The organism is Chryseobacterium koreense CCUG 49689, assembly GCF_001045435.1.
Classification (GTDB): domain Bacteria; phylum Bacteroidota; class Bacteroidia; order Flavobacteriales; family Weeksellaceae; genus Kaistella; species Kaistella koreensis.
This window is the reverse complement of sequence record NZ_LFNG01000002.1, coordinates 19719-33040: the sequence shown is the minus strand read 5'-3', so window position 1 is coordinate 33040 and position 13322 is coordinate 19719. Positions and strand designations below refer to the sequence as shown.

11 protein-coding genes are annotated in these 13322 nt (G+C 40.8%); 6 read left to right on the top strand and 5 right to left on the bottom strand.

Going from position 1 to position 13322, the window contains the following annotated elements; genetic code table 11:
• Positions 1-23: 23 nt before the first annotated feature.
• The 3 genes from ACM44_RS01350 to ACM44_RS01340 all read left to right on the top strand — a co-directional run bounded on the left by ACM44_RS01350 (position 24) and on the right by ACM44_RS01340 (position 2059).
• Positions 24-1229 (top strand): metallophosphoesterase, encoded by a 1206-nt coding sequence (locus tag ACM44_RS01350; RefSeq protein WP_048498323.1) that lies wholly within the window; start codon positions 24-26, stop codon positions 1227-1229.
• 14 nt (positions 1230-1243) lie between these two features.
• Complete coding sequence (locus ACM44_RS01345) at positions 1244-1738, top strand: GNAT family N-acetyltransferase (protein WP_048498322.1); 495 nt, start codon at positions 1244-1246, stop codon at positions 1736-1738.
• Between the two features lie 81 nt (positions 1739-1819).
• Positions 1820-2059 (top strand): hypothetical protein, encoded by a 240-nt coding sequence (locus ACM44_RS01340; RefSeq protein WP_048498321.1) that lies wholly within the window; start codon positions 1820-1822, stop codon positions 2057-2059.
• A gap of 158 nt (positions 2060-2217) precedes the next feature.
• On the opposite strand, the gene alaS is transcribed toward ACM44_RS01340, so the two are convergent.
• Positions 2218-4875 (bottom strand): alanine--tRNA ligase, encoded by a 2658-nt coding sequence (gene alaS / locus ACM44_RS01335; RefSeq protein ID WP_048498320.1) that lies wholly within the window; start codon positions 4873-4875, stop codon positions 2218-2220.
• A 159-nt stretch (positions 4876-5034) separates the two neighbouring features.
• Positions 5035-5694: a YceI family protein gene (locus ACM44_RS01330; protein WP_048498319.1), complete on the bottom strand. Its 660-nt coding sequence runs from the start codon at positions 5692-5694 to the stop codon at positions 5035-5037.
• A gap of 77 nt (positions 5695-5771) precedes the next feature.
• Here ACM44_RS01330 and ACM44_RS01325 point away from each other — a divergent pair, with 77 nt between their 5' ends.
• From ACM44_RS01325 to ACM44_RS01310, 3 genes are all read left to right on the top strand, one after another.
• Positions 5772-6704: a sulfate/molybdate ABC transporter ATP-binding protein gene (locus tag ACM44_RS01325; RefSeq protein WP_048498318.1), complete on the top strand. Its 933-nt coding sequence runs from the start codon at positions 5772-5774 to the stop codon at positions 6702-6704.
• A gap of 491 nt (positions 6705-7195) precedes the next feature.
• Positions 7196-10093 carry a proprotein convertase P-domain-containing protein gene (locus tag ACM44_RS01315; RefSeq protein ID WP_048498316.1) on the top strand — a complete coding sequence of 966 codons (2898 nt, stop codon included), beginning with the start codon at positions 7196-7198 and terminating at the stop codon, positions 10091-10093.
• Between the two features lie 65 nt (positions 10094-10158).
• Entirely contained in the window at positions 10159-10458 is a 300-nt protein-coding gene (locus tag ACM44_RS01310) for a hypothetical protein (RefSeq protein WP_152669277.1), read from the top strand.
• Positions 10459-10726: 268 nt separating this feature from the next.
• Here ACM44_RS01310 and upp read toward each other — a convergent pair whose 3' ends face one another.
• From upp to der, 3 genes are all read right to left on the bottom strand, one after another.
• On the bottom strand, positions 10727-11377 hold the full coding sequence (upp, locus tag ACM44_RS01305) for a uracil phosphoribosyltransferase (RefSeq protein WP_048498314.1): 651 nt from the start codon (positions 11375-11377) through the stop codon (positions 10727-10729).
• A 92-nt stretch (positions 11378-11469) separates the two neighbouring features.
• A complete protein-coding gene (locus tag ACM44_RS01300) occupies positions 11470-11826 on the bottom strand; it encodes a four helix bundle protein (RefSeq protein WP_048498313.1) in 357 nt (118 codons plus the stop codon).
• Positions 11827-11930: 104 nt separating this feature from the next.
• Positions 11931-13238 (bottom strand): ribosome biogenesis GTPase Der, encoded by a 1308-nt coding sequence (gene der, locus ACM44_RS01295; protein WP_048498312.1) that lies wholly within the window; start codon positions 13236-13238, stop codon positions 11931-11933.
• Positions 13239-13322: the final 84 nt, after the last annotated feature.

Genomic DNA, 13322 nt, shown 5'->3' with positions numbered 1-13322 from the left:
CAGAAGGATTTTCTTTTTAAAAAATGCAGAAAAACATTCTCATCTTCACGGGAATTATTTTTGTTCTCGAATTTTACGTGTACCAAGCGTTCAAAACCGTTGCTACAAACCAATGGTTAAGGCTTGCTTATTGGCTAGTCACCATTCTGGTCTATGGATTTTTCATCTATGAACTTTTGGGATTTTCGCGCAGTGAAAGGGATCATCACAGAATTCAGACCATCGCGTCGATATTTTTGATTTTTCTAATTCCAAAACTCTTCATTGTCTTCTTCCTGATTTTGGAAGATATTGGCAGGTTTTACAGATATCTCTTTACATTCTATGCGAAACCGGATCCCTATTTCCCTGAGCGACGAAGGTTTATCAGTCTGCTCGGATTGGGAATTGCGGGAATTTTTTCCACTTTGATAGTAGATGGAATTATCTTTGGTAAATACAGGCATTGGGTGAGGAAAGTAAAGCTGAAAATCACAGGATTGCCCAATAGTTTTAAAGGCTACAAAATCGTTCAAATCTCTGATGTTCACGCCGGAAGTTTTTTTCATCCCGAAAAATTGCAGCACGCAGTGAATCTCATTAACGAACAAAATCCGGATTTGGTTCTCTTTACCGGAGATATGGTGAACAATTTCGCGAGTGAGTTTGAGCCTTTCGTTCAGCTGTTCTCGACCATTAAATCAAAAGACGGAAAATTTTCAATTCTCGGAAACCACGATTATGGTGATTATGCAGATTGGAATTCACCTGCGGAAAAAGCCCAAAACATCCCAAATCTGATCGAACTTCAAAAGAAGGCCGGTTTTGAAATGCTAAGAAATGAACACCGCATCATCGAAAAAAATGGTGAGAAACTTTATATTTTAGGTGTTGAAAACTGGGGTGAAAAACCCTTCCCGCAATATGGTGATCTGGACAAAGCAGCAATCGGAGTTCCTGCAGAAGCCGCAAAAATCCTGATGAGCCACGATCCATCGCATTTCGACGCCAAGGTGAAAAAGCATCCTTCCAATGTGCAGCTTACGCTATCCGGACACACCCACGGAATGCAGTTCGGCATCGATCTGAAGAACATCCGCTGGAGTCCGGCGCAATACCGCTACAAAAAATGGGCAGATCTGTATGAAAGTGAAGGAAAATTCCTTTATGTGAACCGAGGTTTCGGAGTGATCGGTTATCCGGGACGAGTCGGAATTGAGCCCGAGATTACCTTGATTGAACTATCTTAACTTTAATAGTACAAATGATCACTTTTAAAAAAGCAACCGAAAACGACATCGAACTGATTCGTGATTTGGCGAAAAAATCCTGGAATTCCGCATATGCCGAGATTCTCACCCAGGATCAAATCAATTATATGCTGGGCGAAATGTATTCGTCAGAAGAAATTACGAGCCACCTGAAAAATCCTGATTTTCCGTACTACATCATTTGGGATGACGAAAATGCTGCAGGATTTGTCGGCTTTGAATTTAACTATGAAAAAGACACCACCAAACTGCACCGGATTTACTTGTTGGCGGAAACGCGTGGAAAAGGAATAGGAAAAGCAGCCCTTGATTTAGTGAAAAATCAGGTGAAAAAATTTGGGAACAAACGAATCATTCTGAATGTCAACAAGACCAACCCCGCAAAAAAAATCTATGAATCACAAGGTTTCAGGGTGTATGACGATGGCGTTTTCGATATTGGAAATGGTTTTGTGATGGATGATTTTTTAATGGAATTTTTATTTTAGTACCGTTTGAATGTTCTGATCAGTATTTTTTTTGGTATAATTTTAGATTTGCAAAGAATATAACACCAAAAAAATATTATTATGACACGCGCTAATTTAACTTCAAAAATTCAGCTGTTCGTTTTGGCATTGATCGCCAATCTTGCAACACTTATTGTAAAAGCACAGGAAAAAGCACCCGATCTGAAAGTGGACGTGGACGTAAACAAAGGCGGAAACGCAATGAGCGGTGATTGGATGAGCAATCCACTGGTTTGGGTAATCGGTGCTTTGGTCGTCATTTTACTGATCGCATTGGTTGCAAGAGGCGGAAGCAAATAATGGATTTCATCCGATACTCAACAAAAAATCCCGAGTCGGTCGATTCGGGATTTTTGTTTGATCAAGTTCTTTGGTTTAAACCGAAATTCTCAAAAAACAAATAATTAATGAGAACACCAATTGAATTTGTTTAAAGCCATTCAAGAATCCGGGGAATTCTAAACGGTGCCTGCTTTTTCCACCGCCGCATCAATTCCGGCGAGATTCTTTCCGCCCGCAGTTGCAAACCCGGGATTTCCTCCGCCTCCACCTTGGATTTCTTTGGCCAATTCTTTCACAATATTTCCAGCGTGGTATTTCGATTCTAAGTCAGCGGAAACGCCCACGGTAATCATCGGCTTTTGGTCAGCATCAGAAATGATGATGGTAATGGAATTTGGGATTTCCTTTTTCAGTTGGAACACGATGTCTTTTACAGTTGCCGCATCCATCGAAACTTTTTTCACCAGCAGTTTTTTGTCGCCGCTTTCGGTGAATTCATTTTTCCAGTTTGCGGTTTGGGATTTTGCTTTTTCGGCTTTTAAGGATTCCACTTCTGATCTCAAGTTGGAATTTTCTTCCAACAATTTCTCTATGGTTTTTACCAAATCTTTCGATTTCAATAAGGAAGAAATCTCCTTCAGCTGATTTTCCAGATTCGCAAAATATTTGGAGGACTGTTCGCCGGAAATGGCCTCTATTCTTCGGATTCCGGCAGCAGTTGAGCTTTCATTCTGAATCTTGAAATGACCGATTTCTCCCGTAGATTTCACGTGGGTTCCGCCGCATAATTCTCGGGAACTTCCGAACTGAATCATTCGGACTTTGTCACCATATTTTTCGCCAAACAATGCCATCGCTCCTTTTTCCATGGCCTCCGCAATCGGGATTTCGCGGAATTCCTGCAAAGCGATATTCTGTTGAATTTTCGCATTAACCTTATCTTCAATGAGTTTCAACTCGTCTTCGGTCATTTTTGCGAAATGCGAGAAGTCGAAACGCAGATACTCCGGTCCCACAAACGAACCTTTCTGCTCTACATGTGTCCCCAAAACTTCTCTCAAAGCTTCATGCAGCAAGTGGGTCACAGAGTGGTTTGCCTGGGTATTTTTTCGGTCGGCATGATTCACGATTGCAAAGAAAACGGCTCCCGCATCTTTCGGAAGATCCTTGACCAAAGAAATAATGAGGTTGTTTTCTTTTTTCGTGTCTAAAATTTCAATAATATCCCGACAGTCCGTTATATCAAAAACGCTTGGATTGGAAATCTCAAAACCTTCGGCATAACTCGGAATCAGGATTCCTTTGTCGCCGATTTGTCCACCTCCTTCTGGATAAAATGGCGTCTTCGACAAAACGATTTGGTAAAACTCGCCGTCTTTATTTTCAATTTTTCTATATCTTGTAATGTAGGTTTCCACCTCAGTTTGGTCATAACCCACGAAAATCTCAGGCTTTTCTTCCAAAATCACCCAATCGTGAACTTTCTGTGCTGAAGATTTTTTGGAACGCTGTTTCTGTTTTTCCATTTCTTCGTCGAAACCTTTTTCATCCACGGTCAGCTGTTTTTCTTCGGCAATGATTCTGGACAAATCCGCCGGGAAACCATAGGTGTCATAGAGTTCGAACACTTCAGTTCCCGGAAGTGTTTTTTCTCCTTTCGCAATGGTTTCGCTGATGATCAGGTCGATTCTTTTCAAACCGTGTTCAATGGTTTTCAAGAATGACGATTCTTCTTCCCTGATTACTTCTGTGACAAGTTTTTCTTGCTTGACGAGTTCCGGAAAAAACGAACCCATATCGTTTTTCAAAACAGCAACAAGTTGGTAAAGAAACGGTTCTTTCATTCCTAAAAATCGATAGGAATAAGAAATCGCACGCCTCAAAATTCTTCGAATTACATAACCCGCTCCTCCGTTGGCCGGAAGTTGGCCGTCTGCAATTGCAAAAGCCACCGCACGAATATGATCTACCACGACTCGAATGGCGATATCTTTTTCGTTTTCTAAAATTCCTTCATATTTTTTTCCGGAAAGTTGTTCCACTTTTGAAATCAGGGGCGTGAAAACATCGGTATCGTAGTTTGATTTTTTTCCTTGCAAAGCCATACACAAACGCTCGAAACCCATACCGGTGTCCACATGTTGTTTTGGCAATTTTTCCAGACTTCCGTCCGCTTTTCTGTTGAATTCCATGAAGACCAGATTCCAGATTTCCACTACTTGCGGATGGTCGTTGTTCACCAAATCCAATCCGGAAATTTTGGCTTTTTCCTCATCACTTCTTAAATCCACATGAATCTCCGAACATGGTCCGCATGGTCCGCTTTCGCCCATTTCCCAGAAATTGTCTTTTTTGTTTCCGTTGATGATCCGGTCTTCTGCAATATGGGATTTCCAGAAATTGTAGGCGTCGGTATCTCTTACCAGATTTTCGGAAGCATCACCTTCAAATATCGTCACATAAAGGTTTTCTTTTGGGATCTGATAAACCTCGGTCAAGAGTTGCCATGCAAATTCAATTGCTTCTTTTTTAAAATAATCCCCAAAAGACCAGTTCCCCAACATTTCAAACATGGTGTGGTGATAGGTGTCGCGACCAACATCATCCAAATCATTGTGTTTACCGGAAACCCGCAAACATTTTTGGGTGTCCGCAATCCTTAAACTTGTTGGCACTTTATAACCCAGAAAATAATCCTTAAACTGTGTCATTCCCGAGTTAGAGAACATCAGTGTGGGATCATCTTTCAGAACGATCGGTGCGGAAGGCACGATTTGGTGACCTTTTGATTTGAAATAATCTAAAAATTGCTGGCGGATTTGTTGTGAAGTCATAATTGGCTTTTGGCGAATAGCGATTGGCTACCGGCGATTATTAAGAATGCAAATTTAGGGATTTTTGGGTGATTTTGAAACCTACTATTCACCTTAAAAAATAAAAAATCCACTCCAGAAAACCGGAATGGATGCTAACCACGTGCTATAAAACTAAAATTATTTCTTCTCTAATGCCTTGATCAAAATCTGGAGATTCACCTCATCTTTAATCACCCCATTTGCCACCGGAAGCTGGAATCTTACACTGAAATCTTCCCTTTTGACGTCCGTAGGTTCTGTGGCAATGCTCACTTCGCCGTCTTTCACAGAAACATTGGCGTTGAACTTTGTAGGTTTGCTAATCCCTTTGATGGTAAGGTTTCCTTCTAATGTGGTATTATAATCACCACTTTCGTTGTGGATGACTTTTGTAATTTCGTACGATGCGGTGGGAAATTTTTCCACTGCGAAGAAATCTGCGCTTTTCAGGTGGGATTCCAGTTTGGCTTTTTGTTCCAAATCGTCTTTCAAATCCACATTCTCCAGTGTTCCCATATCTGCCACGAATTTACCGCCCACAATTTCCCCATTTTGTACGGAAACATCACCACTTTCGAATTTGATGGTTCCAAAATGGCTGAAATTGTCTGACTTAAAAATTTTATAGCCTTTCCATTCAATTCTACTGTTCAGCGTGTCCACTTCGAATATTGTTCCACCTTTAGCGGCAACAGTCTCTGCGGATTCGCCGATGAAAGGTTTGTCTTTCCCGCAAGAAATGGCCAAAAAGCCGAAAACAAAAATTGAAATAAGTGAGGCAATGGTAATGTTCTTCATGGAAAATTTGCGTTTTTAATATTGACGCTAAAATAATAAAAAAATTGCATTAAAGGCAAAAATCTTATTTTTGCAATATGCTTTTAGAAATCAACCACTTATTTTTTTCTTATACTCCAGAAAAAAAACTATTTAACAACTTAAACTTGAAGGTGGCTCCAGGAAAAATCATCGCACTTGCTGGAGAGAGCGGATGTGGAAAATCCACGCTGATCAACTTGATTTATGGACTTCTGGACTGGGAAGATGGTGAAATCATTTTTAATGGAAAAACGCTTTTCGGCCCAAAAAACAATATCGTTCCCGGAGAAAATGAAATGAAACTCGTGGCACAGAACTATGACCTGATGCCTTATGCGACGGTTTCTGAAAATGTGGGAAAGTTCATCTCCAATATCAATCTAAAAGAAAAAAAGGAAAAAGTCAATGAGCTTTTGGAAGTAGTCGGACTTTTGGAATACGCCCACATTTTGCCAAAATATTTGAGCGGCGGTCAACAACAGAGGGTTGCGATTGCCCGCGCTCTTTCGGTGATGCCGAAATTATTATTGCTGGATGAACCTTTCAGCAATATCGACTTTTCAAGGAAAGTGGAACTTCGTTCGAGGCTTTTTAACTATGTTAAAGAAAAAAATATTTCGCTGATTATTTCCACCCACGAAATTCAAGAAATAATGCCCTGGCTGGACCAAATCATCGTGCTGCAGGAAGGAAGGCTGATCCAAAATGACGGTCCGGAAGAAACCTATAGAAATCCCTATAATGAATATGTGGCCAAACTTTTCAGCGAAGTGAACGTATTTTCTGATGAAGAATTAATCAGATTTAATCTTTCAAAAAAACTTTGGTATCCGAATGAAATCAGGATTTCCGAAAACGGCATAGAAGCCGTGGTGCTGGAAAGCAGATTCGCCGGAAACCATTACTGGAATAGAGTAAGCTTGGAAAATAAAGAATTGATTGTCTTTACCTCAGAAAAAATTTCTGGAAAAATTAATTTGGAGTTCTAAGATATTAGGACTTCTTTTTTTGGTTGGAAATATCCCAAAGACGATGTTTTTTGAATGGACTAGGAACAATATTGTAGATTGGATTTGTATGACACTGCATTACAGGAAATCCTGAAAAATGACTGTTCAAAAATGCAGCAAGAGCGAAACAGATTTCGAAAAGTCTTCTGCACAGAAGGGAATTTACCTGTTACAGAAATTGGATGGAATCGCCATATTCTCCAAAAATTACTGGCAAATAATTTCACGATCACTCCAAAACGGATGCTGTCGAGCTTTTTCGGCAGCTTTTTTTTGTGGCTTGAAGGTCAAAATGCCATGTGATGGTTATATAATCACCAAAAGTATTATCATATTTTTATGAGAAAAGCCCTGTCTATTAGATTTCTTTACCGAATTAATGTTTTCGTAAAATTAAATTATTAAAATTTTCTTAAATATTTCACAATAATTAGTATTTTAGACGCAATATTTCCAAACTAAAATTTAAAATGAAATCAAAACTTTACCAATTACTTTCGGCAGCAATGTTATGCGTCGGCATCATGGTGGGCGCGCAAGAAGGAAAAGGACCGACCTTTATCGGACAAGCCGACAAAATGGTTGAAATGCCATCTTTGGCAAGCAGAACAAATCTGGAACCATTTGTAGACAAGGGCGGCGAAATGAAAGACCGCCGCTATTACAAACACAATATCCTGCCGGGGAAAGATCCTCAGAAAACAGACGATATTCATGTGCTGAATAGAAATCCGCTGGAACAGCTTATTCCGGGGAAGACACCGAGTCTGGTTTTTGATGCGGCAGCTTCTACCTCGCAACCAACTGACCCTGCTTTGGCAGTGGGACCGAATCATGTATTTGTGGTATTCAACACCGGATTCCGAATTTTTGACAAATCCGGAAATCCTTTAACAGGTCAATTGGCACCATCAAATATTTTCGGAACTAATGGCTGCTGCGACCTTACCGCATCTTATGACCACATCGCGAACAGATGGGTTGTGACGCTTTTGGGAAGCGGCGCTTATGTGGCGGTTTCTAAAACTGCAGATCCTGTGACTTCCGGCTGGAATGTTTACACCTATTCATCTGTCACTGACTATCAGAAACTTTCAGTTTGGAGTGATGGGTATTATATGACTGATAACACTTCTTCTACCAACAAAGTTTATGCTTTTGAAAGAGAAAAAATGTTGGCAGGTGACCCTTCTGCAAAAATATTGGCATTTCCGCTTCCGGGACTTGTGACTTCAGGTTTTTACAGCCCGCAATTTTTCACCCTTTCGGATCCAAATGCACCAGCTGCTGGTAATGTCCCAATCGTTTACATGCAGGATGATGCATGGAGCGGCGTTTCTCAGGACCACCTCAAATTGTGGAACCTCACTGTGAATTGGGCAAATCCAAGTGCCTCTGTAATGTCGCAACCAGTACAGCTCAACACCCAACCTTTCGTAGGTGTTTTTGACGGGGGAAGTTTTTATAATTTACCTCAGCCAAATGGAGGTGCCACCATTGACGCATTGCAGGCTACCATTATGAACCAGGCACAGTTTAGAAAATTTGGGGATCACAATTCCGCGGTTTTCAATTTCGTGGTCAACACTGCCGCCACAGGAAAACTAGCGGGAATTCGTTGGTTTGAGCTTCGTCAACCAGCTGATGGGCAACCCTGGACGATTTATCAGGAGGGAACCTATACAGCAGCCAATGGAAAACACGCATGGAACGCCAGTTTGATCATGGACGTGCAAGGAAATATCGGGATGGGATACACTGCCATGGGCGGTCCGGGAAATAAATACGTAGGTTCCTACTATACCGGCCGAAAAGCGGTAGATCCACTTGGAACAATGACTGTTGCAGAAACCATCATCAAAGAAGGGAACGCAAACATTCCTGGTGGAAGATACGGGGATTATTCAAAAATCGATATCGACCCGGCTGACTACAAAACAATGTGGTACGATACAGAATATATGAACAGCGGCAGAAAAAATGTAGTGGGAGTTTTCAAAATTGCACCCAATTTCTTGAAAGATGTTGGGGTGGTCAGCATTGACACACCTGTTTCCGGAGCTTTGAGCAATGCAGAAACAGTAAAAGTAAAAGTTTACAATTACGGTACTGATGCACAAAGCAATATCCCAGTTTTGTTTAAAGTAAATGGAACCACTATTGCCACCGAAACTTTTGCAGGACCTTTAGCATCAGGTGCCACGGCAGATTACACGTTTACTGCGAAAGCGAACTTGGGAACTGAAGGTCAGACTTACGCCATTTATGCGGGAACATCCCTAAGTGGCGATGAAGACACAACAAACGACGGCATTACCAAAAATGTAGATCACGTATTTCAGTGGGATGCTGCAATGGATGACATCACCGATCCAAACTCCGGCGGTTACTTGAATTCCCAACCGATCAAGGTGAAGATTTCAAATAAGGGAACCCAAACCATTACCAATCTTCCGGTTGCCTATAATGTAGATGGTGGAGCATTCGTAAACGAAACTGTGACTACCCCAATTCCGGCTGGAACTTCATTGAATTATACTTTTACCACACCGTATAATTTCAACACCATTAAGACCTATAATCTTACTGCCAAAACCATGCTGGCCAATGACGCGGTCCCTGCAAACGATGTGGTCACCAAAACAATCGTCAACTCAGCGTGCATCGCTAAAACCAACAATACGCAATATCCGATTGGACCAAACAGTGGCACAGTGACCACTTCAATCGTGAACTATCCAAACGGAGGCGCAGTAACCAAAGTGAAAGTAAGAATCAATCTGCTCCACTCTTGGGATGGCGACATGGTAATCAAATTGGTTGCTCCAGATAACACTGAAGTCATCTTGTCCAACCGAAGAGGAGGTTCTGGCGACAATTACACCAATACCGTTTTTGATGATGATGCTACTACAGCTATTTCTGCAGGTACTGCCCCATTCACAGGAACATTCAAACCGGAATCACCACTTTCTGCATTTAATGGCAAATTGATGACAGGTGACTGGAAACTGGTCATTACAGATATGTCAAACCTAGACGGCGGAACACTTCTAGATTGGACACTGGATGTTTGCACCAACGATAATCTAGCAGTTTCAAATGTGGAAATGGACAGCAACAACGTGTTGGTTGCCAATACCGGAAACAACAAATTCAAAGTGATTTTGAATGACAAGGAAATGAACAAAATGGTGGACATGGATCTGTATAATGCAGCCGGACAGGAAGTACTTAAAAAACGTCTTTTCAGAGCTGGCACAGGATATGAAACAGAATTCGATATGTCTTACGCACCGAAAGGACTTTACATGGTGAAAATTTCAGATGGCACAAAAACCTACTCGAAAAAATTACTGGTGAAGTAAATAATCATTAATTTGAAAACCGAAAGCTGCTGAGAAATTCAGCAGCTTTTTTTAATACCAATCTTATGAAAAGTTTAATTTTAACAATAATGGTATTCCCAATTTCCTGCATGATGACCAATACCGCCAAATCCGATACAGATGCTGCACCCGATAGATTCACGGAAATGACCGCCCTGAAATCTGAAAAATGCAACTACCTACTGCAAGACAAAAATGGTACAAATTACGAAGTAACAGAGATTGCCACAAAAATCCCGAACTTGTCACAGGGAAAAAAAGTTTGGATAACCTATCATCCGTTGAGGCGAATGTCTGTTTGCGGAGCCCAACCTATTGAAGTGAAAGAAGTTTACAAGAAATAAGTGCGGGGAAAAATAGAAATCAATGATTTTCAAACCATCACTTTCTTGACAAAAATCACCACAAAAAAAAATCAAAACTGGTATTTATTTAAAAGAATTTCTTAACTTTACTGTTCCCAAATAAGGAAATTTTTGGTTAATTCTCTTTCTGCCTTTAAGACCAAATTAGCTGATGTACTCGGCAATCAAGTCTTTGAAATGGAACCCTGTCCAAATCTTTCCTTTTTTTTGCGCCTAAACTTTTGGTGAATTCAAGTTGTTGATCTGGTTACCTTTGCAATTTTTCGCCATAAGACAAATCTCCCGCATCGCCCAAACCTGGTGTGATATAACCTTTTGAAGTCAGGTTTTCATCCAGTGCCCCGATCCATATATTTGCTTCCGGATATGCTCTTTCAAGGGTCTCCATTCCCTGTCTTGATGCGATGGCGGCCACAATATGAAGCTGGGTCGGTTTCCCGTGATTCAGCAAATCTTTCAAGGCCTCGATCAAACTTGCACCGGTTGCCAACATGGGATCGGCCACAATTAACGGTCGCCCGTCAATATTCGGACAAGTCAGATAATCTTGTTTGATGGAAAAATAATCGTTGGCATCGTGTTTTCTGTAAGCGGCCACAAATCCGCAATCCGCTTTATCAAAATAATTCAAAATTCCCTGAAATAAAGGAACTCCGGCTCGCAAAATAGTCGTAATTACCGGCTGCACTGCAATTTCTTTAACTTTAATTTTATCTAATGGGGTTTGGATTTCCATTTCTTTTTGTTCCAAACCTTTTGAAATTTCAAATGCCGCTATTTCACCGATCCGTTCCATATTTCTGCGGAACTTCATACGATCAAGCTGAACTTCGGTGTTTCTTAAATCATTGATCCAAGAATTGACAAGGGAAAATCGGTCGGAGAGAATTGTTACCATTTTGATGTGTTGATTTGTCGATGTGACGATGTGTTGATTTGTTGATTTGTCGATGTGTTGTTGCGTTGATGGTTGATTTGAATTTCCGTCAACTAATTCGATTTATTGTTTATTTTTGAAGAAGAAATTATTTTGGAGAGTAATTTTTGGATACTCAACAACTTTGATTTTAATTCTGGATTGAATGGATATGATGGCGCTAGTTCGCACAGCAATAACCAAAACTCGGCTTCTTTTGATTCCTTATCCGATATTTTCAATTTATGGATAAAATCAGCTCTGCTTTCCGCAGATTGAGCTTCGAAAATATTTGCTCCAATCGATGTTCCGGCTTTCATCAGTTGATTTGCAATGACAAATTTGCGCTGATTTTCTAATAATTCTGTGAATTCAATAATTTGCAATGCGAATTCAATTCCCAGGTCTAAGATTTCATTTTTTCTTTCCATGATAAATAATTTTATCAAAAATACCAAAATCTACAAACTCAATCCAAATCGCCAAATCACCACATCACCACATCATCACATCACCACATCATCACATCACCACATCACTTCTGTCTAAAATACACCTCAATTGGAACTCCCGTAAAACCAAACTGCTTCCGAAGCTGATTCTCTGTAAACCTTTTATACGGCTCCTTCACATATTGCGGAAGGTTGCAGAAAAACACAAATTGCGGACTCGGTGTGGGAAGCTGAACGCAATATTTGATTTTAACATATTTCCCTTTGATTGCAGGCGGCGGAGTTTGTTCAAAAACCGGAAGCATCACTTCATTCAATTTTGAGGTTTTGATCTTTTTTGCCCTGTTTTGGTAAACTTCCATCGCCACATCCACCGCTTTCAGGATTCTTTGCTTGGTTAAAGCCGAAATAAAAAGGATCGGAATATCGGTAAACTGACCGATTTTTGCTTTGATGGCGTTCTCGAAATCACGCATCGTATTGGTTTCCTTTTCCACCAAATCCCACTTGTTGACCAGGATCACGATTCCTTTCCTGTTCTTTTGGGCCAAACCAAAAATGTTCATGTCTTGGCTTTCCCAACCCAGAGTAGCATCCACCATGATGATCACCACATCTGAATACTCGATCGAGCGAACCGATCGCATCACAGAATAAAATTCCAAATCCTCCTTCACTTTTGCTTTTCTGCGCATTCCCGCAGTATCGACAAGCACGAATTCGTGCCCGAATTTATTGTAAAGCGTCTGGATGGAATCCCGGGTGGTCCCGGCAATATCGGTCACGATGTTTCTTTCAGCATCCAATAAAGCGTTGGTTAAGGTAGATTTTCCTACATTCGGTCTTCCTGCGATGGTAATTTTCGGCAATCCTTCAAATGGATCCTTGTATTCGGTGGTCGGGAAATCTTTGACAATATCATCCAGCAATTCTCCTGTTCCGGAACCGGTTGCGGAAGATAAAGTGTAGTATTTATCAATACCTAATTGGTAAAATTCAGTGGCCGCCAACTCTTCTTTTGCAGAATCTACTTTGTTGACCACGATATAAGTCGGTTTGTTGGAACGGCGGAGCATTTCGAAAATCTCCTGATCCGTATCGGTCAAGCCTTCTTCCACATTCAGCATAAAGATGATGGAAGTGGCTTCATCAATGGCCAACTGAACCTGTTTGGAGATTTCTTCCTGGAAAACATCTTCCGTATTTACTTCGTAACCACCGGTATCAATTACGGTGAACTCTACCCCATTCCAATCGGATTTTCCATAATGGCGGTCACGGGTGACGCCGGCTGTAGAATCTACGATGGCCTCTCTTCTTTCAAGTAAACGGTTAAACAGGGTGGATTTTCCTACGTTGGGTCGTCCAACGATTGCGACAATATTGCTCATAAATTTTCTCTTCAACTTCGCGCAGCGTGCTAAAACACAACTAATCTGGCGAAATCATTTTTAGTTAAGAATGGGTTACTTCAA

Bases quoted from the DNA above. Each gene is read 5' to 3' on its own strand.
- ACM44_RS01350 (WP_048498323.1), top strand. From the start codon at position 24: ATGCAGAAAAACATTCTCATCTTCACGGGAATTATTTTTGTTCTCGAA.
- ACM44_RS01345 (WP_048498322.1), top strand. From the start codon at position 1,244: ATGATCACTTTTAAAAAAGCAACCGAAAACGACATCGAACTGATTCGT.
- ACM44_RS01340 (WP_048498321.1), top strand. From the start codon at position 1,820: ATGACACGCGCTAATTTAACTTCAAAAATTCAGCTGTTCGTTTTGGCA.
- alaS (WP_048498320.1), bottom strand. From the start codon at position 4,875: ATGACTTCACAACAAATCCGCCAGCAATTTTTAGATTATTTCAAATCA.
- ACM44_RS01330 (WP_048498319.1), bottom strand. From the start codon at position 5,694: ATGAAGAACATTACCATTGCCTCACTTATTTCAATTTTTGTTTTCGGC.
- ACM44_RS01325 (WP_048498318.1), top strand. From the start codon at position 5,772: ATGCTTTTAGAAATCAACCACTTATTTTTTTCTTATACTCCAGAAAAA.
- ACM44_RS01315 (WP_048498316.1), top strand. From the start codon at position 7,196: ATGAAATCAAAACTTTACCAATTACTTTCGGCAGCAATGTTATGCGTC.
- ACM44_RS01310 (WP_152669277.1), top strand. From the start codon at position 10,159: ATGAAAAGTTTAATTTTAACAATAATGGTATTCCCAATTTCCTGCATG.
- upp (WP_048498314.1), bottom strand. From the start codon at position 11,377: ATGGTAACAATTCTCTCCGACCGATTTTCCCTTGTCAATTCTTGGATC.
- ACM44_RS01300 (WP_048498313.1), bottom strand. From the start codon at position 11,826: ATGGAAAGAAAAAATGAAATCTTAGACCTGGGAATTGAATTCGCATTG.
- der (WP_048498312.1), bottom strand. From the start codon at position 13,238: ATGAGCAATATTGTCGCAATCGTTGGACGACCCAACGTAGGAAAATCC.